Origin of the sequence: Gimesia sp., assembly GCF_048262075.1 — a bacterium.
Taxonomy (GTDB): domain Bacteria; phylum Planctomycetota; class Planctomycetia; order Planctomycetales; family Planctomycetaceae; genus Gimesia.
In genome coordinates this window covers 1-23,743 of sequence record NZ_JBLXFK010000001.1, presented here as the reverse complement: position 1 = coordinate 23,743, position 23,743 = coordinate 1, and the positions used below count along the sequence as shown (strand labels likewise).

Below are 23,743 nucleotides of genomic sequence, written 5' to 3'. Positions count from 1 at the left end.
AATCAGGTAATTTCATGTCAGAACGGATTCTCAGTATTTCCGGTTTACGCGGCGTGGTTGGTAATGGACTGACTCCCGATTATTTAACCCGATTTGCCGCAGCCGTTGGTACGATTGCGAACCAGGGAACAGTCGTACTCTCACGTGATGGCCGGGGCAGTGGTGAAATGGTGCGCCATGCTGTGATTGGTGGATTACTGGCAACCGGTTGCCGGGTGATTGATGCCGGGATCGCCACCACTCCGACCTGCGGTGTTCTGGTGACTCATTTGAAAGCGGCCGGGGGCATTCAAATCACCGCCAGCCACAATCCGATTCCCTGGAATGGACTGAAACCATTTTCCTCTGAAGGTTCCGTGTATAACCAGGAGCAGGGCGAAAAACTGCTGTCCGTTCTAACCAATGAAACCTTTAACTATGTCAGCTGGGATCAATTGGGATCTGTGGAAACACTGGAAGATGCCGCTGGGCCGCATATGGCGCGTGTCTTTGAATTGATCGATCGGGACCAGATCAAACAGCGTCAATTTAAAGTCGTGCTGGACTGCAACCATGGTTCGGGGGCTGTTTCGACACCTCGATTCCTCGAATCACTGGGCTGTGAAGTCATCGTACTCGGGGGGACCGCGGATGGCAATTTTGCTCATACGCCTGAGCCACTAAAAGAGAATCTGATCGGCTTGAGTGAAGCCGTCGTAAAAGCAGGAGCCGATGCCGGCTTCGCCCAGGACCCCGATGCTGACCGCCTGGCGATTGTTGATGAAACGGGCCGCTATATTGGAGAAGAACTCACCCTGGCGCTGGCCGCTGATTATGTACTCGCACGGACTCCCGGGCCGGTGGTTGTGAATGGCTCGACCAGTCGCGTGACTGCAGATATCGCTGCGAAATATAACTGTCCCTTCTTTCGCTCCTATGTAGGGGAAGCCCATGTCTGTGCTAAAATGAAGCAGGAGTCGGCGATTCTAGGCGGGGAAGGGAACGGCGGAGTGATTGATCCCAAGGTAGGCTATGTGCGTGACAGCTATGTGAGCATGGCTTACGTACTGGCAGGCCTTGCTGCTTCGGGTCAGAAATTAAGCAGCTGGTCAGATTCGCTTCCTCAATACAGCATTGTAAAAAACAAAATCACCTGCCCACGTGAAAAGGTGGCAGATGCTTGTAACGCGCTTGAATCTCATTTTGACAGCGCAACGGCTTCCCAGGGAGATGGTCTGCGACTGGACTGGGATGATCGCTGGGTACAGGTCAGAGCCAGTAATACCGAACCGATCATTCGTGTAATCGCAGAAGCCCCTGAGAGTGAAGCCGCCGAAGCACTCTGTGAATCAGCGATGCAGATTGTGGGTAAAGCGGTCCACTGATACAAAAAATGGAGTACACATTCAGCACGATGTATACTCCATTTTACTTTGGTCTGAAATACGAGGAGAGGGACTAACCTTCCCAGCGAGTTTTCATGAACTCCAGACCTTTGGTTGCCAGATGCTCTTCTGACGGGAACATTTTACGCCAGATGCGAGTAGCGGCCGCGAGATCGGGCAGAGCCAGTCCGAAGGCTTCGATTGTCATCCAGCCATCGTAGTTGACTTCTTTCAGAGCAGAGAAAGTCTCATCCCAGTTCACGCCCCCTTCGCCGGGAGTCGAGCGATCATTTTCAGAAATGTGAACGTGCACCATCTGGTCGGCACAGGCTTTGACAGCAGAGGTAATGCTTTTTTCTTCAATGTTTGCATGAAAGGAATCATACATCATTTTGAGATAGGGATGATTGACTTCGCGAGTGAACTGAGAGCAGTCTTCGGCTGTATTCAGGAAATAGCATTCAAAGCGATTCAGGTATTCGCAGACCAGCATTACCTTGTGTTCCTGGGCATAATCGGCCGCTTTAGCCAGTGTCTCTTTGCCATAGTTCCACTCATCGGCAGTGCGACCTGCACCGGAAAATTCTCCCAGAGCGGAATGGATGGGGCCACACAGATGGGTGGACCCGGCGGCGGCGCACATATCAATCATGCGTTTCAGTCGTTCCAGACCAGCTTCCCGGATTTTCGCATCACCAGAAATCGGGTTTTCATCTGGAGTACAAACGGTAACCGCCGTACTTTCGAGACCGAGTTCCGATAATTTCTTTCCCACCTGAGCAAACTTCTTTTCATCTGCTTCGAATACGGGAAGTTCAACGCCGTCGTATCCCCAACCTTTAATTTGTTCCAGAAGTCCAAAATGGGACTCGTTGACGTCCGAGGTCCAGAGCAGCATGTTTAAGCCGTACTTCATCGTTGTTATCTTTCAATCAATTGAGATTAAAAATGCTCAGGCGGCAATAAATCGTTGAGACGCTTTTCGACGATCTTCCGCCCTGTATTTAAAACTGAAATTGTTTCTGCTGGCAATGGTTGTAGTTTGACCCGATTCATGACCTGATTCAAGCGTACCAGCATTCTTTGTGAATCGAGGTAATCTCTTAAAAAAGCTTCTTTAGGAAAATGGGCCAGCCAGAGCTTGAGCTGATCTGTTTCTTTGGTCGTCATTTTATTAGTTACGATTTCGGTCTGCAGAGGATCAATTTCACTGAAGGCAGCGTAATACTGGTCTATGAGTCCTGGATTTTGTTCTATTAACACGCGATCCAGTAATAATTCGGTGACGATATGCCCCAGGAAACCGACCCGTGCTGTTTCATCATTGGCAAAGATCTGGCGGAATAAAATTGAGAGATCGGTACTGACTTCCAGAAATCCCTGAGTAGAATGAAACCAGTGATCGTCGTCGAGATGCTGTTTGATTCCTGAAGCGAGTTCAGCTTCGATGGACGGTTCATCGCTGACAAAAGGGGCAACATTCCTGATCCGCAGCCGCGCGCGTCGATCAACGACGGCCATCAGATCGGGCAGGGCTGTGCCTACCATAAAATAGGGGCGATCGACAAACCGCATTCCATGTGCGAAATAATTCATACAGACGTTGTACCGCTAGACATCAGGCTCAGTTCAAAAAGATCCTTCAATCCTAGCTCATCTGAATTCAAATTCACAGTTTACCACTGGTATCTCCCCTGCTGGTAAACGTTTTGTCAGAATTTTCATGACTCCATTAAATCAGAAGCACATCCGCATGATTGGATACTGATTCCGGTATGCGTATAATGCCAGACAAATAACTGTGTTTAATTCTCTTTGACTGATATCGTGCTGAAAGTGGAATATGTCTGAATCGCCTTTAAATCTGATGTTTCTACTGCGTGATCAAAGTACGCATATTCAGTCAGCCTGGGAGCAGATTCATAATCACATTCAGGCACAAACTTCTGTTTATGTTTCCTCTGTCTCAGTGATTGAAGATTTTATCCCTGACGATTCCGAAGCCGATCTGGTCGTAGTCCTGGGAGGAGACGGCGCGATTCTCCGGGCGTGCCGACAAATGAGTCTTAAACAATTACCGATGATCGGTGTCAATCTGGGGCGGCTGGGATTCCTGGCTGACCTCACTCCAGAGGGGTTCTGCAAAAATTTCTCCCTGCTGCTGGATCGAAAATACCGCATCGTCGAGCACCTGATGTTTGAATGCAAGCATTTCCGCTCTGATGGAACGGTGAATACATACCTGGGACTGAACGAAGTGGTTATCAGTTCCGCAGGAGCGATGGCAATGATTGATGTCGAATTAGCCATCGATAATGAAATGGTAACAACCTATAGTGGCGATGGTCTGATTATCAGTACGCCCGTCGGTTCAACTGCCCACAGCCTGTCTGCAGGCGGCCCCATCTTAAAACAGGACCTGCAGGCGTTTGTCATCACGCCGATCTGCCCTCACACTCCCTCAAACCGTCCGCTGGTCGATAACGCGAATGCCCTGTATTCGCTGACTGCTGCGAATGTTCCTGATGGGGCCATGCTGGTAATTGATGGACAGATCAAAGTTCCCTACTCCTCTGGTGATCGCCTGGAGCTGACACGGGCTCCTGTCACATTCAAACTGGCCCGCATTCCCGGTTTCAACTATTATTCACGGCTCAACCGTAAACTTGGCTGGGGCGGACAACCCAAATACGGGGCAGAATAAGCTTTTCTGAAAGAAATTCTTCCCTCTTCCTCGAAAATGCCCTCCCCATAAAATTACGGATCTGCTAACTTCTCCACAAGTTAAGGAGATTTATCAATCAGTTTAATAGGGAAGGAGTCCCTGATGCGGTCCTTTGTGTTCTGTGTGTTGTCACTTTTCGTTTGCCAATCTCTGGCTTCTGTTTCTGTCTTACACGCGGAAGAAGACGCAACGACCTACTCCTTGCGCTTTAAATTTACTCCCGGTGATTTTGCCCATTACACAGTCGATGCCCAGAATCAGTTCACAGTCGAACTGAATGAGGCTAAAGAGAAGACAGTCAACTCCACAAAAACCCAAAAACACTATCGGGTGGTCGCAGTTGATGAATCCGGTAACGCCACGCTCGAAACGATGATTGACCGTGTGCAGATGAGTGTGCAATTCAACAATGGTATCCCGGCGACTTTTGACAGCATCCAACCTGTGGAAAAAGACCTGGAACAGTTTGTCCCGATCCGTAAAACCATTGGTCGTCCTGCACGAATTGTTTACTCACCGACGGGCGAAGTCATCACTGTCCTGGAATTACAAGAAAATTCCAAAGGAGCTATTTTCAAAGAAGCATCTAAAAAAGGCTCTGAAAAGCTCGATAATGAAAAAACTCGCAGCCTGGGATTTCTGATTCCGCTTCCGGAAGACTCTGTCAAAATCGGGGAAAGCTGGAACGAGGATTTTGAAGCAGAAGTCTCTGTCAGCAAAACATTACGCAAAAAAGTCCCCATCCGTCGAATATTCACACTCAAGTCTGTCGAGGGTGATCTGGCGGTCATCAGCTTTAAAACCAAGATCATGGAACGGCTCAATGACCCTAAATTCAGCATTCAGCTGATTCAAAAAACTCCCTCAGGAACCATCAAACTGGACCTGGAAAAAGGAGTGATTGTTTCTCAGAATGTCTCACTGGATAAAGCCCAGGTCGGCGTCTTTGATGGTCAGGGCGCGATGCGGGCTATCACCAGCGTCTCAGAGCTACTGGTTGATCCGGCTTCGCTGGCTCAGAAAACAGCAGAGACCAGCAGCGAGTAATCCAATATCGGGCTCTGAGCAGGAAATTTATCTCTGACTTCAGGAAACGTCCTTTTTTTTAAGAGCCGATCGGTCTCTGTGTGTTGACGCTGGTGATAAATATTTTACACTTAGATGTCGCCGTAAAGGTATGTAATTCCTTGCAATTAACCATTTCACTTAGCCACCAGCTCCGTCCCACGCCCAAGTGAACACGAACGGAACACCTTTCCTGACTGCAGTATTCGTATGTCGTGAAAGATGCTGTTATCGCTATTTTTATAAAATGGTCAATTAACCTGAAATGGCACGAGCTATGAAATCAATGTGTCATTAAACACCAGTGCTGCGATTGAGATCGGATATGAAACGGGTAGAGCTTTCTCCACAATTGACCAGCTTATTAAAAGCGGCCAAGCGACTGGCCAGTGATTGTGAGATTGAGGTTGTCTTCCTGTTAGCCGACATACCTTATGATTTCCTGGAAATCAGTAAATCGTTGAGCAAACTGCGTCTGGTCGTCTCCTCAGACAAACCAGATGTCCAACGCGCTGCCCAGGAAGATGGAATTGCTTTGGTCCCCTTGATTCATGAACCCCAGACACGTCAGGTTCAGATCAGCCAGGCCATTCTGGAAGCAATCGCAGATGAAATCCTGGCTTCAGGCGACCGGATCATTGCCTTGTATGCAGGCTTCGAACGGGAACATGCAGACTCACTCAGCATTGTCAGCCTGGCGGACCATCTGGCAAAGTTGACTTCGCGAGATTTACAACGCCTGGAAACCAAGGTTCCCCTACAGACATTGCGGGCAGTCGTCGATCTGGCTGTTGAGATAGGTCGCGAAGGACGTGAAGGAAAACCCGTTGGTGCTTTATTTGTTGTTGGCAACCATCGGAAAGTCATCGCTGCCTCACATGAACAGGTTCACGACCCATTTAAAGGCTACTCGCAAAAAGACCGTATGGTCAGCAATCCGCGCGTCAAAGAAAGCATGAAAGAACTGGCTCAGATTGATGGCGCATTCATCATCAGTTCTGATGGAGTCGTGCAATCGGCAGGACGGATTTTAAACGCCTCTGCGGAAGGCCTGACCCTTTCTAAAGGCCTGGGAGCCCGGCACTGGGCAGCTGCTGCAATCTCAAAAGAGACCGGTGCCATCGCCATTGCCGTCTCAGAGTCGACCGGGACTGTACGAATTTTTCAGGATGGCTATGTCGTACTGCGAATCGAACCGATGAGTAGCGCCATGAAATGGTTTGATTTTGATACAGAGCCTCCCCAGTCAGAATAAGCTTCTGGCTCTCTGAATTACGTGTTGATAGCTCTATCATCATCTTTTGCAAGCAGATACGTAAATTTTCGCAAATATTCTCTTCCACTGAATTGTAATTTTTGCTATGAAACCCCCGCATGTTGTGGTGTTCGAGCCCAAACATAGATGGGGACCACATTTTGCAGCATCCAAAGTAGCAGAAAACGATCTGGAGATGGTATTAAAACTTTGATGCCAGTCAGGAATTTCTGCAGAACTTAAAGAGCTTATTCATCGGGAAGGGAGTCCCATGTCGAATGTAGCAATCAAGCTGGTCGCCGTCGCCGGAGTCGTAGGTCTCGGCGTATTAATGTTTCTTCAGGCGCAAAAAGGAATTCAGTCCGGCAGCCTGGAACAACAAATGAGCCAGATGAACGTTCTGGAATCGGAGCAGACGTCTGCTGCAACAGAACCGTCTCTCGGTGAGCCCGATACGGTTGCCTTGGACCAGGTACCCGCTGAGCTTTCAGAATTGGCAGCGCATAATGCACTCCCGCTCAAAGCAGACAAATCAAAAAAAGACGATTCTCCCTTTGCTCCCAATTCGAATTCGCCACTCTCCAAAATTAAACTCACTGCAGCAACAGAAGAATCGACGACAGGCGATCATGAATCAGCAGCAGACAGTGAATTTGAACCTGTTGAAAAAGCAGAACTCCTTTCGCCTGTGAAGGGGCTGGATTTTCGTGAACCTCCGGAAATGAAAACACCGGATTTCTCAGAGAATCCTTTCACAGTGACTGAAGAAACACCCGTTGTTTCTCAGAAAGAACCAGCAACACCAACGAAACCGATTCTCCCGGAATTCGATGCAGGTCCCCAGTTTGGCCCTGCCACAACAGCAGATGCTGCTGCCGACAAAGAAAACCCGGTTACTACGATCCCGCCACGAGAGGCGTTCGCAGACGAGTCATTTTCGTCAAATCCATTTGACGAACCAGCTGATAAAAAACCAGTATCCAGCCCAGAACCCACCAGGGTAAACCCGGAACCCGAAACAGAAGATAGTCCCTTCTCAACAGGTAGTATTCCCCCAAAAATGGAATTACCCGCACCCACTCCCAAGACTGTTGAGTTCCTAGAAACTCCGACACCGGCGATTGAGCTCAATCCCTTTGGAGATGCTCCACAGAATGAGCCCAAACCGGTTCCTGAGCCGGCACCCGAACCAGAAACTCTGTCGCTCACTCCAACCGTTGAACCTGAGTTCAATCCGTTTCAGTCTGAACCGGCAACTGTTCCTTCCAAACCTGCGCTGGAACCAAAACTTAATTCCAGCATGGCTTCCGAACCCGAGCCAGTGAAATTACCGGAAACCAAGCCTGTACCATTCACTGTGAAACCACCTGCGAAAATTGAATCAGCGCCTAAACCGGCGAAACAGGAATCAGATGTTGTCATCATCAAAAAACGTCAGCCAGAAGCGAATCTGCAAGAGCCACCTTTGTTTCCGATTGAGGGAAAGAGAGAAACCGCTAACGCTTCACAACCACAACCAATTGAGATTTCTCCGGCTGAAGAACCCAAACCACTCAGTCTGGTAGAAGGAAATCAGCCGCTTACTCGGCAACCGGCAGTTGCCGCCGTCCATCTCAAAACTCAGTCACCCAAAATGACCATCCAGAAAATGGCTCCCCCCGAAGCGGTGCTTGGCCAGCCATTCATTTATCATGTTCTGGTAAAAAACAGTGGAACGACATCTGCCCAGTCCGTGATTGTGGAAGACCGGATCCCCAAAGGAGCGAAGTTAACCGGAACCATTCCCCGTGCTGAGCAGATAGATGACCGGATCATCTGGCGACTGGGAGAGATGGGCCCGGGAGCAGAAAAGAAAATATCAATTCGCGTCATCCCGGAACACGCTGGCCAGATCGGCAGTGTCGCCACCGTCAATTTTGTGACGGAAGTCGCATCGGAAACCAAGATCACTGCGCCCAAACTGGTAATAAAATCGGATCAACCGGAGGCAGTCAAACCAGGGGATATTGCCGTCGTCAACTATACGATTACCAATAACGGAACCGGTGATGCCAAAAATGTTTATGTTCGCAGCATCATCCCCCCGCAGTTCACACACCCGGGAGGAGATGATCTCGAATATAGCGTCGGTATCATTCCTGCTGGTGAAACAAAACAGATTCAGCTGCAACTCAAAGCTGTGAAGCCAGGTGCTGGCAAAAATATTTCCAGCGTGGTGGGTGATGGAAATCTGAAAGCTGAAACCGAAGTCCCCCTGAAAGTTATTGGAAACGGGGAACAGTTTTTATTGACCCGCAAAGGTCCGAAAAGCAGATATCTGGGCAGCAAAGGTGAGTATGAGAACTCGATTACAAATAACACTGAAAAAACGATTCAGAACATCTCTGTTTTCGAATCCATTCCGCCAGGTATGAAGTTTCTATCCGCATCAGCAAACGGCAAATTCGATCAGGTTCGTAAAGTAGTCCAGTGGGATCTCAAGGATCTGGCCGCCGGAAGTACTCAGACGTTGACAATTGAACTCGAGCCTGTCGATGTCGGTAAGATGATCAGCACCCTCCAGGTTGTCACTGATAACAACACTCAGTTTTCCGCCAATCTTCAATCAGAAACCGTTGTGATCGGGCAGCCATTGCTGAAAGTGGAAACCAGTGAATTAAAAGGTCCGCTGGTCGTCGGCGAAAAGATGGCGATGCAGATTCAGCTCATTAACCAGGGAAGTGCCTCAGCCACGAATGTCGAATTCCGGGTCAAAATCCCCAAAGAACTGGTGTTTGTTGCAGTAAAAGGTCCAGGCCGTTATCAGCAGGCGGGCTCCTATATCATCTTCGAACCGGCTCAGGAACTGGCAGCCAAACAGTCATTAAACTTTGAGCTCACACTGGCGGCACGTGATAAAGGTGACGCGCGCGTTTTAGTCCAGGTACAGTCAAAACAGATGGAAAAGCCTCTCAATCAGGAAGAAGCGATTCCCGTTCTGGATAATCTGCAATAAAAAAGTCCCCCTGAGAATCAAACTCAGGGGGACCATTCTGCTTTAAGTTTCCAGTTCGACGTTCCAGTAGGTCTCACTGATAAATCGAGACCAGCTGTCGATCCTCATGTTCTGCATTGCATAGAACGGTTTCCATTTGGGACGAACCGGTTCTTTCTGCAGTTTCATCCCTGCCTGGCCGGGAGTGCGTGCTGCTTTCCGCGAGTTGCATTCCACACAAGCCAGCACACAATTGCTCCAGGAAGTCTCTCCCCCCTGAGAACGAGGCATAACGTGGTCAATCGTCAGTTCTTCACTCCCAGGCTGACAGCCACAATACTGGCAGGTGAAATGGTCTCGTTTAAAAACATTACGCCGACTGAACGTCACCACGTTGCGGGGCACACGGTCATATTTTAACAGCGTGATTACTTCCGGAACTCGAAACCGGGAATGGCTGCTCTGGATTGCCAGTTCATCATCCTCCGGTTTGAGTTGAGCCCAATCAGCCCAGGAATAGGTCTGATAGTCCGACGGATCAACAATCCGCGCCGTCTCGTTCCAGATCTTAACCACAGCCCGGGCAACCGTCGTTACACCTACGGGCTGCCAGTTTCGATTCAGTATCAGCGTTGGCCGCTCCAGCGTTGATGCCACCATGTTTGGATTCCTGTCTTTTCATAAAGGGGTGTTCGGGGGGAATTGAACCCACCTCTTTAACAGTCACAGAGTTATGTGCGAAACCATTACACTACAAACACCATATCGTATCTGAATATAAAGCGGAAGGCATGGGATTCGAACCCACACACCCTGGCAGGCATACGCATTAGCAGTGCGGTCCGGCAAACCGTATCCGGCTACCTTCCAATCACTTAAAATTTACGTTTTTTTCATCTTTTCCACCCAGGTTCTTCTCTCTTTTCAAACCTGTAGACCAGCACCTTTCTCCAGCGGAAGCCGTGGGACTCGAACCCACAAGCACTTTATCAGCGCCCTCTGTTTTCAAGACAGAGCCCTCATCCAGCCGGATGACTTCCTGATCTGCTCCAATGACTGTCATACTTCTGAGCCAGTCAGATTTTGAATACCCCGTGCGGGAATTGAACCCTGCGTCTCCGGCGTGAAAGGCCAGTATCCTGTCCGTTAGAAGAACGGGGCATAGATTTATGATTTCGAAAGTGGATCGGGAGGTGCTCGAATCCTCGTCTGCGGTTCTTCAGACCGCCGCTAAACCATCTCAGCTACCGATCCCTGTAAAAAAAGCCTGATGTCGCTGAACACCAGGCCAATTTGATAATTCTGTTGGAACGACCTGTTGCTACAGCATGAGCGTAAAATCCCCATTGGACTCTTCACTTCTTAAAGGAAGTGACTCATGACTGCCGTTCTGTGAATCCAGGTATCTCATGTTTCAGTTCAATTCTCTGTCTAGACTGTGTCCAGTTTTACTGTAGCGTCTCCAGGGCTATTTGAACCAAGTATAATAGTTTGAGAGACACTATGGTTAAATGTGATGCGCTCTAGCTTACTGTTCATCCTGCTGATAACGACTTCCATCTGATTTAACTTAAAGACGTCGCTGCGCAAGAAAAGTTCGCGCCAGTCAGTCATTTATTTACGCATTGATTAAAAAAGAGGACAGACAGAAATGCACCTGAAATTAAGAAGCAAGACTCAGACTACTTATTGAGAATCCGTTCCTGCATATGTTTCTCAACCACTTCAGCCGTCTTACGAATGTGCTGCTCCATCTCTGCATCTGCCTTCTCACAGTCATTGGACTGCAGGGCGGAAATTATTGCAGTATGATCAGACAACGCGATTTCCTGAGCCTGGCTTTCATTATCGACGACTTCGCGGATCGCCTGCACCAGTGTATTATAACGCCGTAATTCATCCTGCAATCTCATACTGCCACTATGCGCGGCTATCAAAGTATGCAGCCTGATATCCAACGCCATTGCCTTCTGCGACCAGTTAACATCGCGCGGCTCTTCAGCAATTGTTGTGAATTCACTCGCTAAAGTAGATAGCTGTTGCGGATCGATCTGACCACAGGCATTCCGAACCGCTTCGACTTCCAGAATCCGACGCAGTTGATAAATCTCGCGAATCTGTGTGACACCAAATTCACGCATCACCGCACCGCGATTGGGCAGATTCTCCACAATTCCGATTGACGCCAGTTCAACTAACGCCTCTCGCACCGGAGTTGCACTCACTCCAAACTGTTCTGCCAGATTCTGAATGACCATCCGATGCCCGACAGGAAAATCACCGCGAATCACTGCTGCCAGAATTCTCTGTACAACAACTTCGCGAATATTCCCCCGAGGCACAAGAGAGAAGGAACCTGGTAGATTGGATGTCGACATAACGTTTCCTCAATTAGCCTTGTAAAGGCTTATCATAAATAGACTAACACGTCGTGTATATTATATATGATTCGATGAGGAGAGAAAAGGAGTGTCTGGAAAGAACTCGCAAGAGGATCATGACTCAGAAAGAAAGCAACCAACGTCTGACCTCAGGCAATGATGTTATGTACAACTTCGCCGGCGACATCCGTCAGTCGAAAATCTCGACCAGAATAATGATAGGTCAATCGCTCGTGATTGATGCCCATCAGATGCAGAATCGTTGCGTGCAGATCATGGACGTGAACCTTATCCTGCATCGCACGGAAACCGAATTCATCCGATTCCCCGTGTACGGTACCCCCTTTGATGCCACCGCCGGCCAGCCACATACAGAATCCGAAAGGATTATGATCGCGACCGTTAATCCCCCCCTGAGCAGTCGGGGTACGCCCAAATTCGCCCCCCCAGACAACCAGCGTTTCATCTAACAGTCCGCGCTGCTTCAAGTCGGTCAGCAGTTGAGCGATGGGCTGATCGATGTCCTTACACAAACGTTCGTTGCTTTTATCATGATTACTGTGTGTATCCCAGGGCTGTCGATTTCCATAGTAAACCTGCACAAACCTCACGCCACGCTCACTCAAACGACGTGATAATAAACAGGCCTTCGAGAACTCGCTCTTCCCGTATGCTTCCTGAAGCTTCTCCGGTTCGCGCGAGATGTCAAACGCATCGGTCGCCGCAAACTGCATCCGGTAAGCCAGTTCCATCGATTTGATCCGCGTCTCCAGTTCATTATCACCGGACCGTTTTTCCAGATGCTGCTGATTGATCGCCTGAACCAGATCCAACTGCTTCTTCTGCTCTGCAGATGACATCACTTCATTTTTCAGATACGGAATCATCTTCTCGGGAGTGAGATCCTTATTGTTGATATGTGTCGCCTGATGCTTGCCAGGTAAGAAAGCACTGCCCCAGAGTTTGGGGCCCACTACTGGTTTACCCGGGCATAATGCCAGGAAACCGGGAAGATTCTGATTTTCCGTTCCCAGTCCATAAGTCAGCCAGGAACCCAGACTGGGGCGGGTGGGTGTCAATGTTCCCAGATTCATCATACACAGCGCCGGCGCATGATTCGGAAAGTCTGTATGCATTGAGCGAATCACCGCCATGTCGTCGATGTGCTCTGCAATTTTTGAAAAATGCTCTGAGACCGGAATTCCGGATTTCCCCGCATTTATGAATTTCACAGGGGATGGCAGAAGTCCCATTGTTTTTGAAGCAGTTCGGATATTTGCTGCAGCAGGTCGCTGGCCTTCATATTTCTTCAACAATGGTTTCGGGTCGAAGGTATCCATCTGAGAAGGACCACCACTCATAAACAGAAAGATCACCCGCTTCGCTTTCGGTGCGAAATGAGGTGTCTGCAGGGGAGGTTTTTGAGACGCCCCCTCGGCTGAAGCCAGCATGCCCGCCAGGCTCATCATGCCAAAGCCACTACCGACTTTCTCCAGGATTTCGCGACGATTGAACAGGTCCTGTCCGTTGAAATTCATCATAACTCAGATCTCGTTATTAGTTTGAAAGAATCGCTGACTGACCGGAAGCACTCTACCATCAGTCAACATACATCATTTCATTACTGCACAGTAACGCCAGGCAATATCGCTGCCAGCTTGTCAATTGTTTCGGGTCGATGTCCTGACGTCCTTCGTAAACACCATTATGTTTGTTCCCCGTGATGTCGGCAGCCTGGGACAGGTTCGGGTTATCTGTCCTTAATGGCCAGCAGGAAAGGGGATCGGAAGCCAGGATGGAAGCCACATAGTCTCCATGCGCCAGTTGATCCTGTTTCAGTTTCGCAGCAGCAAAATGTTTCTGCACTTCCTCTGTCTTCAAGGCACGATTGAAGACGGCCACGGCCCCCAGTTGTCCCTGGAAATTCGAAAAATTGTCACTGCGCCCCGCGATGGTTAATTCAGCCACACCATCAGCATATCCGGGCTCTGCTTCCCCCAGGATTTCCGGTTTCGAATTACCATTCAGATAGACGGCAATCTGCTTCTGGTCGCGAATCAACACCACATGATTCCACGTACCCGGCTGAATGACTGAGGTTCCAAATAAGGAATCCCGCTTCATATCTCCATTGTAAAAGAACAGGCGCCCCGCTTTATTCGGGCGATACTTCCCGGCAATTCCCAAGTGATCGCCGGCTGCTTTCGCTGCAGAATCTTTACCCCGGGAGAAAAAGTAACCGGTAATAATCCGCTGCTCATTGGGGACCTGGTTCTTAACCCAGAGCTCCACTGAATAGGAATCTCCCAGCTCTTTCACATCCGCCTTCATTCGCTTGCCGGCAAATGTGGGAATCTGCTCCATCTGACTGTCCGACTCACCCGTCGTATCACTGTTTTCCAGATACTTCAGACCAATCTGCATTTCAGACGGAGTCGGTTCCCGTGAGAACAACAATCGATAAACACCATCAATCCGTTTTTCAGAAGACTCACCTTCCAGTCGGGTCGCCAGCTGCTGTGCCTGCTGTCTGACAAAAGGAGAATTCAACACAAACAACTGCTGCAGCGGCGTTGTCGTTTTTGATCGACGTGCTGCATGAATCGCGGGATCGGGAAAATCATAAGACTGCAGGAACATACTCAATTTATGCCGGGAAACCGTGGCATAGATGCCACGGCGTTGAAATGTGGGATCATCAATGTCGCCGGAAGGCCCCGCCTGTCGGGCATCCAGATTATTTCCAGCAGCCAGTAACGCATCACGATAAATCTCGGCTTCCAGCCGACGACGATTAAAATACGAGAGCAACCTGTTGTTCGGATCCTGTTTCTTTTGTGCTTCGCTCAGTTCGATATTGGAGGCCTGCTGATACGTCGCCGACAGCATGATCAGGCGGTGCAGTTTCTTCATCGACCAGCCCTCATCCATAAACCAGACGGCGAGATCGTCCAGCAGTTCCGGATGACTGGGCAGGGAACCGGTTTTCCCATAATTACTCGGCGTATCGACCAGTCCTTCACCAAAATGATGCTGCCAGATCCGATTCACCATCACCCGTGCCGTCAGGGGATTCTCTCGACTGGCGATTTTCTTAGCCAACTCCAATCGACCACTGCCATTTTGAAAAGGTTCAGGCTGTCCTGCAGACAACACACGCACAAATCGACGGGGAACCAGTTCACCCAGGTTGGCCGCGTTCCCTCGAATGAAGACATTCAGGTCGCGAGGCTTGGGATAATAGACGATCTTCATTTTATCCTCAGTGATCTCCTCCACCCGCACCTGTTCTTCGGTGAGCGCGTCTGCCAGAGGCAACTCAAAACCGGGTGTCGATTTCTTGATTTCTGCCGCCTGCGTTTTATTCTCTTTGATCGTCTTATTATGAGCGGCGATCAATGCCGTATTCTGTTTCAACTCTTCGGGAGGAACCGGAAACTTGATTGCCGTCTGCTTTTTCAGATCTGGTCGAGAAGCAATCAGCGGGAACTCGGCTTTGCCTGCAGCCTTGATCATCTGCTTCAGCTCGGTATTACGTTTATTCAATGCTTTGACTTTAGCAGCCAGATCGGTATTCGCTTTGTTTAATGCGTCCACTTTGTCCCTGGCAGGTTGCGTCTTCGCGACTTCTTCATCAGGGATAATCGGCCGCGTCGTCTGTCTGATGGAAGCAAAGACACCGGCGATCCCATAATAGTCTTCCACGGTTAACGGATCATACTTGTGATCGTGGCAGCGGGCACAAGCCATCGTCAGCCCCAGCAGACCCCGGCACAAACTGTCAACGCGGTCTTCCCAGTCATCCGCATAGCGGTTTTCCAGGGTCAGCCGAGACAAAGCAACTTCCTTGTGATAGGAAGGCCCCAGCCCCATGAAACCCAGGGCAGGGTAGTCCTCGGGACCAGTTTCCGGCAGAAAGTCAGTTGCCAGCTGACGAATCACAAATTCATCGTAAGGCATATCTTCATTGAACGCTTTGACCACCCAGTCACGATAACGATAGGCGTGTGGAAACGGACCGTTGTGAGGCCCCATATTCGTATTGTCTTCCGCGTAGCGCGCGACATCCAGCCAGTGCCTGCCCCAGCGTTCGCCGTAATGAGGTGACTGCAGCAATCCGTCGATCACACGTGCATATGCATCCGGTGATTGATCCTTTACAAACGCATCTACTTCAGCAGGCGTCGGAGGCAGACCGATCAAATCGAAATAGGCACGCCGAATCAAAGTCTGCTTTGTAGCAGCGGGTGCGGGGGTGAAACCTTTCGCTTCCTGCGCTGCTAAAATGAATGCATCAATCTTGTTCCGCGGCCAGGATTTCTGTTTCACCTTGGGGGCAGGGTAATGGCGTGGCGGTTGAAACGACCAGAACTCGCGAGCCTTGTCGAAATCGATTTCCGTCTTTGTGGTTTTCCTGGAAGTCTCTGTACGCGGGTCCGCAGCTCCCATCGCGATCCATTTTTCGAAGTCAGCAATAATCTCATCTGACAACTTCCCCTTGGGCGGCATCTGGTAGCTGTCTTCCCCATACTGCATTGTTTCCAGCAACAGGCTCTCACCCGGTTTTCCAGGAATCAGAGCTGTTCCCGAATCGCCACCCTCCAGCAGTCCCTGTTGTGAATCGACCAGCAAACTCCCCTTCAGATTTTTCGAATCCGCGGAATGGCATTCGTAACAGTGCTGAATCAACACAGGACGGATCTTCTTCTCGAAGAAATCCAGTTGCTGCTGAGTCGGTTTAGAATCGGCAGCCGAGAGCGAAACAGCGGAGCAGAGAAACAGGCTCGTGCATACGATGACAGCTGTCACTTTTCGCAAAGTTTTCATAGTCATGTCTACGATGTTAGAGTCAGGTGGGAAAAAGCCGCGCAGGCTGGGGATGATTTAACTGTATCTCGTTAATCCACAATCAGATACATCAAGTCATTTTTATATCGTATCGGGAATTCCGTCGAATAACAATATAATATTTAAAAAAGCCTCTGTAATGAGAGAAGATTCACAGTATTCCCCTGTTTCAGAGGATTTACCCTGAGAACCTGTATTGAACCTCCCCTACCGCAACGTTAGTCTTGAAAATACACGTTGGTCCAGTAAATAACCATGCATTTCGGGCATTGTGATCCAGGTCGATTTACTCTGATTTCAAACACCTCTGACGTAAGGACTTGCCATGATTCCTCAAGCGTTCCTCCCGATAAAACTGGCGGTGATCTTTACTCTGATCTTCAGCAGTCAAATCAGTCGACTCTCTGCAGCCGATCCTCCAAAACAGGCTCCTATGGCGCCCGGCTTCACCATTCCCTATATCGATCTCGATGCCCAGTCTCATCGCCAGACCGTCGTCGATCGCGAGAAAGATCAGTACCTCGGCCATCCCACCACTGTTCTGCTCGAAGATAATAAGACCATCCTCTGTGTTTACCCCAAAGGACACGGGAAGGGGGGCATCGTCTATAAACGCTCCACCGATGCCGGAAAAACCTGGACCGATCGTCTGCCCACTCCCACTTCCTGGGCCACCTCGCGTGAAGTCCCTACGCTGCATCGTGTCGTTGATGCCTCAGGTAAAAAACGCATCATTATGTTCTCCGGTCTCTATCCCGCTCGCATGGCAGTCACCGAAGATGACGGCAAAACCTGGAGCGAACTCAAACCCCTAGGCGACTGGGGCGGCATCGTCGTCATGGGTGGTGTCGAACCACTCAAAACAGGCCCCGGTCATTACATGGCCCTGTTCCATGATGACGGTCGCTTCATCTCCAAAAATTCCAAACAGCAATCACCGGTCGTTTTCACTCTCTATAAAACACTCTCCACCGATGGCGGCTTAACCTGGTCCGCCCCCGAAGCCATTCACAAATCATCCGAATATCATATCTGCGAGCCCGGCATCATTCGCTCGCCCGATGGTAAACAGCTCGCCGTCCTCCTCCGCGAAAACAGTCGCCGCCACAATTCGCAAATCATTTTCTCCAACGACGAAGGTAAAACCTGGACCGAACCCCGCGATCTGCCCGGCTCTTTGAACGGCGATCGTCACACCGGCAAATACGATCCCGTCAGCGGACGTCTACTCATCTCCTTTCGCAGTAACACACCCAAAGGCCACACTGCGCCCACCGAAGGAGACTGGGTCGCCTGGGTCGGCACTTACGATGACCTCGTCAACGGCAAAGAAGGTCAGTACCACGTGCGGTTCAAAGATAATACCAAAGGAGCCGACTGCGCCTACCCCGGCGTCGAAGTCCTCCCCGATGGCACTTTCATCATCACCACCTACGGCCACTGGGAAAAAGACAAAGCCCCTTACATCCTCAGTATCCAGCTCAAATTAGCCGAACTCGACGAACTCGCAAAATAAACAATCGACGGTTCCACTAAACAACTTCCAACAAAAAAGGGGTGGTCCCGAATGCAATTCGGGATTGCCGCAGGCAACAGGAAACTGACGGTGTAAACTCTCGATGAAGAGAAACCTTCTTCCTCAATAACAAACTACGCCGTCTCCAACATCCCATCCTCATCATCCACAACCAGCTTCCGGGAAGAATCCACAAACAGCGATGCCACCCCCGCGATGAAAAACGCAATCGCACACGTGACAAACGCCATGTTCCAGTGATGTTCCACACCAATCACGGCGATCATTAACGAAGGCGCGACAGCCGCCCCCAGATTGCCCCACATGTTTCCCCACCCCAGCACCGACCCCACGTGTTTGCCGGCAATATCCTGGTTGAACGCCCACATCGCAGGCGATCCAAAATCAGTAGAAAACGCCACGATCGAAAACATAATCACCGAGACCCAGGGAGAAATATCCAGCAGACAGACCAGGTACGCCGCCATTGCAGTAAATCGCGAAAGCGCAATCGGCAGCACGCGGCTCCACCGCAGACTGATCCGTCGCATCAACCAGTCTGTCACTTTCCCGCCTGACAAAGTTCCCAGCCAGCCCACCGCCAGCGCAATCGTTACCATTTTCCCGCGTTCTTCCAACGGAACCTGGTACTCCTCATCCAGAAATCGCGGCAGCCACGTCACCAGAAACAACCAACCCACGTTCGTGCAGAATTGTGATAGTGAAAGCAACCACAAACTCTGATTCATGGCAATCGCCTTAAACGGAATGCCGCCAATCTGCTTCGAATGATCTTTATCCGACTCCAGACGACCATGTTCAATCAGTTCGAGCTCCCCATTCGAACAGGCCGGATGCGCACGCGGATAATCGCGAATCACCCACCAGAATATCCCGGCAATCAGAATTCCTACCAAGCCGTAGGTCATCATCATTTTTCGCCAGCCTTTTCCCTGCACCTTGCGAACGTCAGCTGAGTAGCGGGCTTCAAACAACAATCGATTCAACCGGGAGCGTTGTTCAACGTTCAGCTCTCCAGGACTCACATTCAACAACTGTTCCGCCTGCTGATTGAGCGTGAACCCTTCGAAATCGGCTGGATCATACAGCGTCTGTTCCTGTAAAATCGAATTCAGATTCGTTACAAAATCACCTTCCACCGCCGTACCAGATTCAATCTTGGGATCAGCAGCCGCTGCTTTCAGATACTCCCTGTCGCCTGACGTAAGTCCCTCATAGATCTTTGTTTCAAATTCCTGTTTTTCCTCCACTCGTTCCAGAAACGTCGTCGCCAGAGCGTGCGGATTCATAATATCGCCGGACTTCAGATCCGAGGATTCCGACATCGGCACGAACAGGATAATCAGAAACGCGGTCAACACCGGCGCCAATGCACCACCAATCCGTCCGCCAACAGTGACCATACTGCTGGCAAAGCCACGCTCTGTTAAAGGCATCCACTTACTGACGATGTTGGCACTCGTGGGATATGCACCAGCCTGGCTGAGGCCAAATCCCAGCCGAAATATCAGCAGCATGATGAATCCGGTCGCCAGCCCCGTCATTGCCGTAAACAGGGACCACATCAAAATGTAGATCGTCAACATTTTCCGCGCACCGAAGCGGTCACTGAACCACCCGGAAGGGACTTGGCACAATGCATAAGACACAAAAAACGATCCGAGCAGGATACCAATCTGCTCGTCACTCAATCCCAGCTCATCTTTGATAAAGACCTCGGCGAAGGAGATGCAGAACCGGTCCAGGTACAACAGCACCGCCATCAACATGCAGACAAAGATCACACGATAACGAACATACGAATTGGTCGGTTCCACACTGGCCATTAGAGATTCAGCTTTCATTCAGAGTCGGTGCGCATTGTTTGAGTGGCAGCAGTATAACAGCAGATTTTCTTGAAAACGAGCATCAAATCCGTTCCTCTCTCCCACTTTCTCAACGAAAACCACTGCACTTCACCTGAACTTACTGTCGTCTCTTCAGCTTGACAGCCTCCCGCCCCTCGATAATTTATGCCTAAGCGCGTCGCGCGCGTGGCTAATTTTTCGATCAGGTCTATCGTCATGAGAATTCAGCAGTTACCACAATCGAGTCTGAAACCGAATCAACCACTCCCATTCCCTGATGTGCTCTGGTTTAAAGGTTTTCCGTGTTGTCATAGTAGATTATATTCAATGTCACGAACCGCGTTAGTTCAATCTCATCACTATCGTATAACCGCATATATCGACGCACATCGACACGCTATCGACACCCCGTCGCACCAGTCTCGCCGGTCTATCACCCCCGTATCAACACAGATCAACGACTCCTTTTATCCACTTGCTCAAAACATACCGGTTTTGTTCACGATCAAACAAAATACACGCTCTCATTTCGATCTGGTCAACAGAACAGATTTCTCTTACTATTCGTCGGCACGATCTCACGAACGGATTCAACATCGGCAACGAAAGGATTCACGATGCTCCCTCGTCATCGAATTTATTTAATCGCTTTTCTGTTTCTGGGCAGCGTGTCACCCACCACACAGGCAGCCGATCAGCAGCCGCTGACGATCCAAGTCATCAATCAGACCTGGAAAGCACGACGCGAGCGTCTGCAGGCAATGCGGATTGAACTTTCAGTGGAAATGACGACCAGTAAACTTCTCCTGTATCCTGAAGAAGAGACTCCTGTCAATGAGACCAGTGACTATGTTTCTCTGACCAAAGCAGAATCCGAGCGCCTTAAAAAAGAACAGGTCATCAATCACGCCAGGTATTCGATGCTGCTCGATTCTCCCAAAATGCGTTACCATTACAGGGGACGCTTTCCTACCGCTCGCTTGAAAGAGACAGTATCTTTTGAATGTACCTGCTTCAGCGACGGACAGTCTTTTGCGAGACTCAATCAATCTCAAGAGACTCCCTCGATTCATATTTCAAAGGCGTCCAAAGCGAGTACTTTCTTCAATTCCCTGGCACAACTTCCACTTCGCTGGGCACTCCTGCCGGGAGATCCTGACTTGGGAGAAACCCTGGAAGGCTTCACTGTTCAAGCTAAAACAGAACCCATTCAGGATCTCGATTGTACCGTTCTGAATAAAACAGATTCAGAGGGAACAGCATATCTCTGGGTGGCTCCCAGGTCTCATGATTGTACCGTACTGAGATACGAGTATCACTATGCAGATAAAATATTGAACTCCTGTCATATTCAATACAAAAATGACAAAACATGGGGTCAGATCCCCCAGAATTGTGAAATCAAATGTCTATACGGAAATGAAGATATACTGCGAGATGCTTACAAATATACGTTCAATACATTCCATGCCGATGCCAATATTACAGACGATGAGTTTCAGTTGAAGTTTCCCCAGGGTGCTCGGGTCTATGACTATCGCAAACGAGATTCCCAGGGGAAAGTAATCAGCTATATTGTGGAATAAGATATTACGAAATCCTCTTTCAGTACGGAACGCTCCCCATGTTAACCCGCGCCGCTGTTCTTCATGAAATGCAACGCCCGACTCCCTACGCGAATTCAAAGCCGCTGGTCATCGAAGAAGTCAATCTCGCCGATCCCGGCCCGGGGGAAGTCCTCGTGGAAATGGCGGGCGCCGGCCTCTGTCACTCTGACCTCTCCACCATTGACGGTTCGCGTCCCCGTGTGATGCCGATGGTCATGGGCCACGAAGCCAGCGGCATCGTCCGCGAAGTCGGTCCCGGCGTTCACGATCTCCAGCCCGACGATCACGTCGTCTTTTCGTTCGTCCCCCTCTGTGGTCACTGCATTCCCTGTGCCACGGGGCGTCCCGCGTTATGCGAACCCGGCGCCGCAGCAAATACCGCCGGCACCTTACTCTCCGGCCGCCGTCCTTTCAGTAGCATGTCTGGTCAGGAAATCAACCACCACCTCGGCGTCGCCGCCTTTGCAGAACACACGGTCGTCGCCCAGGAATCACTGATCAAAATCGATTCACAACTCCCCCTCGGTACCGCCGCGCTGTTTGGCTGCGCGGTGATGACGGGCGTCGGCGCGGTCGTCAACACAGCGAAGATAGAACCCGGTTCCAGCGTCGCCGTCTTCGGCCTGGGAGGCGTTGGCTTGAGCACCGTCATGGGCGCACGGGCCGCAGGGGCCGAAACCATCTTCGCCGTCGATCTGCTCCCCGATAAACTCGAACGCGCCACCCAGGTCGGCGCGACACATACGATCAACGCCGGTGAAGAAGACCCGGTCCAGCTGATCAAAGACATTCAGGACGGCGTCGATTACACCTTCGAAAGCGTCGGCAACGAACGCGTCCTCCAGCAGGCTTACGCTGCCACCAAAAGAGGCGGCACCACCATCACCATCGGCCTGCCACACCCCAACAAAATGTTTTCCGTCCCCGCCGTCAGCCTGGTCGCGGAAGAGCGCACGATCAAAGGTTCCTACATGGGTTCCGCCGTCCCGCGTCGCGATTTACCCCGCTTCATCGCCATGTACCAGGCCGGCCTGCTCCCCGTCGACAAACTGCGTTCCAGCACCATTCAACTGGATGAAATTAATGAAGCCTTCGACGCCCTCGCCACCGGCACCGCCGTCCGACAGGTGATTACGTTTGAGAAATAACCGACCGGTCATTCTACGCAATCTTAATCAGGTTCGACAAGAACCGCGGCTAACGCCGTGCGGCTGATTTTTGCAGTCATCATCGTAATTTTTACTATGTCTACGACTCCGAACGAGACATACCCGATTAGCCGAAGGGCGTTAGCCTAATGGCACTTACTTTAGATCAGTGTGTTTCAATTTCTCTGGGGGCTTTTTTCTTTTTTCGAAATGGTCTCTCTTTGAACGTTTGGCGTAGCATTCTCTTTTTACGCTTCGGTTGGCAGCGCGATTGGGAAGTTTATCTTTGGTCGCATAGAACAGGGCTCGCTCGAAGGATTCACGCCATAATTCTGGCTCAGTGTGCAGGTGCCTTAAGAGAAACGTTTGGAATGTTGTCCAGGTTCGCTTAAAGCTCATCCGCCGTGGAGCAACCTGGTTCAGTTCAGCCGCCTGTCTGCGGAATTGACCAACTAAATTGTAGGCGACCACTGACGTATACAGCTCTTTCAAAAACGTGTCTACCTTCTTGGCGCGAATGTTCTCGGTGTCTAATACGACCTTCAAGTTACGGATATCAACTTCGACATTGACCCTTTGATTATAGAGGTTGCCCAGGATGGCAGCGTCTTGCGACAGGCTGGTAACGCAATACAGCGTCAAGGTTTCATTGACGATAATTTCGTGCAAAACAACAGCCAGCGAAGCGTCCCTGGGGAGCCCGGGTTGTGTTTTACGGTTTTTGGGGGTCGGAGTCCACTGGTGTTGATAGGTCTTATGTTTTGGGCTTTGCGATACGAGTTTTGCTTTGGCTCGAAGCGAGTCAAAGTTTAACTTCTTCATACGTAGAAAAAAATCATGCCCCAGGAGTTGTGCCTGGTAAGCAACTCCAAAGATCCCAAATCCTGCATCAGCCATGATGATCGATTGGTCTGGCAAGCAGTGCATGCCATTTCGGGCAAGTTCCGTTTCTGAAACCGCTTCAGGTCCATACATCGCCCCCAACTGCGGCA

General features: G+C 50.2%; 16 protein-coding genes and 5 tRNA genes. 8 read left to right on the top strand and 13 right to left on the bottom strand.

Annotation, left to right across the window (positions count from 1 at the left end; all coding sequences use genetic code 11):
* The first annotated feature begins 14 nt into the window (after nucleotides 1-14).
* On the top strand, nucleotides 15-1,364 hold the full coding sequence (gene glmM, locus ACN0YH_RS00105; protein ID WP_417377520.1) for a phosphoglucosamine mutase: 1,350 nt from the start codon (nucleotides 15-17) through the stop codon (nucleotides 1,362-1,364).
* A 73-nt stretch (nucleotides 1,365-1,437) separates the two neighbouring features.
* On the opposite strand, the gene ACN0YH_RS00100 is transcribed toward glmM, so the two are convergent.
* Nucleotides 1,438-2,280, bottom strand: a complete 843-nt coding sequence (locus ACN0YH_RS00100; protein WP_417377519.1) for a sugar phosphate isomerase/epimerase family protein — start codon at nucleotides 2,278-2,280, stop codon at nucleotides 1,438-1,440.
* Between the two features lie 26 nt (nucleotides 2,281-2,306).
* On the bottom strand, nucleotides 2,307-2,960 hold the full coding sequence (locus tag ACN0YH_RS00095; RefSeq protein ID WP_417377518.1) for a hypothetical protein: 654 nt from the start codon (nucleotides 2,958-2,960) through the stop codon (nucleotides 2,307-2,309).
* A 247-nt stretch (nucleotides 2,961-3,207) separates the two neighbouring features.
* Here ACN0YH_RS00095 and ACN0YH_RS00090 point away from each other — a divergent pair, with 247 nt between their 5' ends.
* From ACN0YH_RS00090 to ACN0YH_RS00075, 4 genes are all read left to right on the top strand, one after another.
* Complete coding sequence (locus ACN0YH_RS00090) at nucleotides 3,208-4,068, top strand: NAD(+)/NADH kinase (protein ID WP_417377517.1); 861 nt, start codon at nucleotides 3,208-3,210, stop codon at nucleotides 4,066-4,068.
* Nucleotides 4,069-4,191: 123 nt separating this feature from the next.
* Nucleotides 4,192-5,136: a DUF6263 family protein gene (locus ACN0YH_RS00085; RefSeq protein ID WP_417377516.1), complete on the top strand. Its 945-nt coding sequence runs from the start codon at nucleotides 4,192-4,194 to the stop codon at nucleotides 5,134-5,136.
* Nucleotides 5,137-5,479: 343 nt separating this feature from the next.
* Nucleotides 5,480-6,409, top strand: a complete 930-nt coding sequence (locus ACN0YH_RS00080) for a DNA integrity scanning protein DisA nucleotide-binding domain protein (RefSeq protein WP_417377515.1) — start codon at nucleotides 5,480-5,482, stop codon at nucleotides 6,407-6,409.
* Between the two features lie 271 nt (nucleotides 6,410-6,680).
* Nucleotides 6,681-9,404 (top strand): hypothetical protein, encoded by a 2,724-nt coding sequence (locus ACN0YH_RS00075; protein WP_417377514.1) that lies wholly within the window; start codon nucleotides 6,681-6,683, stop codon nucleotides 9,402-9,404.
* Nucleotides 9,405-9,446: 42 nt separating this feature from the next.
* Here the strand turns inward: ACN0YH_RS00075 and ACN0YH_RS00070 are convergent, their stop codons facing one another.
* From ACN0YH_RS00070 to ACN0YH_RS00030, 9 genes are all read right to left on the bottom strand, one after another.
* Entirely contained in the window at nucleotides 9,447-10,043 is a 597-nt protein-coding gene (locus tag ACN0YH_RS00070; protein ID WP_417377513.1) for an HNH endonuclease, read from the bottom strand.
* Between the two features lie 27 nt (nucleotides 10,044-10,070).
* Nucleotides 10,071-10,144: transfer RNA gene (locus ACN0YH_RS00065), tRNA-His, on the bottom strand.
* A gap of 22 nt (nucleotides 10,145-10,166) precedes the next feature.
* Nucleotides 10,167-10,252: transfer RNA gene (locus tag ACN0YH_RS00060), tRNA-Ser, on the bottom strand.
* 85 nt (nucleotides 10,253-10,337) lie between these two features.
* A tRNA-Ser gene (locus ACN0YH_RS00055) sits at nucleotides 10,338-10,423 on the bottom strand.
* A 48-nt stretch (nucleotides 10,424-10,471) separates the two neighbouring features.
* Nucleotides 10,472-10,544: transfer RNA gene (locus ACN0YH_RS00050), tRNA-Glu, on the bottom strand.
* Between the two features lie 21 nt (nucleotides 10,545-10,565).
* Nucleotides 10,566-10,637: transfer RNA gene (locus ACN0YH_RS00045), tRNA-Phe, on the bottom strand.
* A gap of 428 nt (nucleotides 10,638-11,065) precedes the next feature.
* Nucleotides 11,066-11,761, bottom strand: a complete 696-nt coding sequence (locus ACN0YH_RS00040) for a GntR family transcriptional regulator (protein WP_417377512.1) — start codon at nucleotides 11,759-11,761, stop codon at nucleotides 11,066-11,068.
* 152 nt (nucleotides 11,762-11,913) lie between these two features.
* Nucleotides 11,914-13,305, bottom strand: coding sequence for a DUF1501 domain-containing protein (locus ACN0YH_RS00035; RefSeq protein WP_417377511.1), 1,392 nt, complete (start codon nucleotides 13,303-13,305; stop codon nucleotides 11,914-11,916).
* A 58-nt stretch (nucleotides 13,306-13,363) separates the two neighbouring features.
* The gene (locus tag ACN0YH_RS00030; RefSeq protein ID WP_417377510.1) at nucleotides 13,364-16,591 is read right to left on the bottom strand and encodes a DUF1553 domain-containing protein; all 3,228 of its coding nucleotides are present in this window, start codon (nucleotides 16,589-16,591) and stop codon (nucleotides 13,364-13,366) included.
* A gap of 346 nt (nucleotides 16,592-16,937) precedes the next feature.
* Here ACN0YH_RS00030 and ACN0YH_RS00025 point away from each other — a divergent pair, with 346 nt between their 5' ends.
* Complete coding sequence (locus tag ACN0YH_RS00025) at nucleotides 16,938-18,128, top strand: sialidase family protein (protein WP_417377509.1); 1,191 nt, start codon at nucleotides 16,938-16,940, stop codon at nucleotides 18,126-18,128.
* Between the two features lie 134 nt (nucleotides 18,129-18,262).
* Here the strand turns inward: ACN0YH_RS00025 and ACN0YH_RS00020 are convergent, their stop codons facing one another.
* Nucleotides 18,263-19,975 carry an MFS transporter gene (locus ACN0YH_RS00020; protein ID WP_417377508.1) on the bottom strand — a complete coding sequence of 571 codons (1,713 nt, stop codon included), beginning with the start codon at nucleotides 19,973-19,975 and terminating at the stop codon, nucleotides 18,263-18,265.
* Nucleotides 19,976-20,613: 638 nt separating this feature from the next.
* Between ACN0YH_RS00020 and ACN0YH_RS00015 the strand changes: the two genes are divergently transcribed.
* Nucleotides 20,614-21,582, top strand: a complete 969-nt coding sequence (locus ACN0YH_RS00015; protein ID WP_417377507.1) for a hypothetical protein — start codon at nucleotides 20,614-20,616, stop codon at nucleotides 21,580-21,582.
* 38 nt (nucleotides 21,583-21,620) lie between these two features.
* On the top strand, nucleotides 21,621-22,751 hold the full coding sequence (locus ACN0YH_RS00010) for a zinc-dependent alcohol dehydrogenase family protein (RefSeq protein WP_417377506.1): 1,131 nt from the start codon (nucleotides 21,621-21,623) through the stop codon (nucleotides 22,749-22,751).
* A 156-nt stretch (nucleotides 22,752-22,907) separates the two neighbouring features.
* Here ACN0YH_RS00010 and ACN0YH_RS00005 read toward each other — a convergent pair.
* Nucleotides 22,908-23,743, bottom strand: an 836-nt coding sequence (locus ACN0YH_RS00005; protein WP_417377505.1) for a transposase, incomplete at its 5' end; no start/stop codon positions are given.

Excerpts from the sequence above, each read along its gene's own strand:
- ACN0YH_RS00070 (WP_417377513.1), bottom strand. The coding sequence starts at position 10,043 with ATGGTGGCATCAACGCTGGAGCGGCCAACGCTGATACTGAATCGAAAC.
- ACN0YH_RS00100 (WP_417377519.1), bottom strand. The coding sequence starts at position 2,280 with ATGAAGTACGGCTTAAACATGCTGCTCTGGACCTCGGACGTCAACGAG.
- ACN0YH_RS00080 (WP_417377515.1), top strand. The coding sequence starts at position 5,480 with ATGAAACGGGTAGAGCTTTCTCCACAATTGACCAGCTTATTAAAAGCG.
- ACN0YH_RS00025 (WP_417377509.1), top strand. The coding sequence starts at position 16,938 with ATGATTCCTCAAGCGTTCCTCCCGATAAAACTGGCGGTGATCTTTACT.
- ACN0YH_RS00035 (WP_417377511.1), bottom strand. The coding sequence starts at position 13,305 with ATGATGAATTTCAACGGACAGGACCTGTTCAATCGTCGCGAAATCCTG.
- ACN0YH_RS00075 (WP_417377514.1), top strand. The coding sequence starts at position 6,681 with ATGTCGAATGTAGCAATCAAGCTGGTCGCCGTCGCCGGAGTCGTAGGT.
- ACN0YH_RS00085 (WP_417377516.1), top strand. The coding sequence starts at position 4,192 with ATGCGGTCCTTTGTGTTCTGTGTGTTGTCACTTTTCGTTTGCCAATCT.
- ACN0YH_RS00040 (WP_417377512.1), bottom strand. The coding sequence starts at position 11,761 with ATGTCGACATCCAATCTACCAGGTTCCTTCTCTCTTGTGCCTCGGGGG.
- ACN0YH_RS00030 (WP_417377510.1), bottom strand. The coding sequence starts at position 16,591 with ATGAAAACTTTGCGAAAAGTGACAGCTGTCATCGTATGCACGAGCCTG.
- ACN0YH_RS00020 (WP_417377508.1), bottom strand. The coding sequence starts at position 19,975 with ATGGCCAGTGTGGAACCGACCAATTCGTATGTTCGTTATCGTGTGATC.
- ACN0YH_RS00090 (WP_417377517.1), top strand. The coding sequence starts at position 3,208 with ATGTCTGAATCGCCTTTAAATCTGATGTTTCTACTGCGTGATCAAAGT.
- glmM (WP_417377520.1), top strand. The coding sequence starts at position 15 with ATGTCAGAACGGATTCTCAGTATTTCCGGTTTACGCGGCGTGGTTGGT.
- ACN0YH_RS00015 (WP_417377507.1), top strand. The coding sequence starts at position 20,614 with ATGCTCCCTCGTCATCGAATTTATTTAATCGCTTTTCTGTTTCTGGGC.
- ACN0YH_RS00010 (WP_417377506.1), top strand. The coding sequence starts at position 21,621 with ATGTTAACCCGCGCCGCTGTTCTTCATGAAATGCAACGCCCGACTCCC.
- ACN0YH_RS00095 (WP_417377518.1), bottom strand. The coding sequence starts at position 2,960 with ATGAATTATTTCGCACATGGAATGCGGTTTGTCGATCGCCCCTATTTT.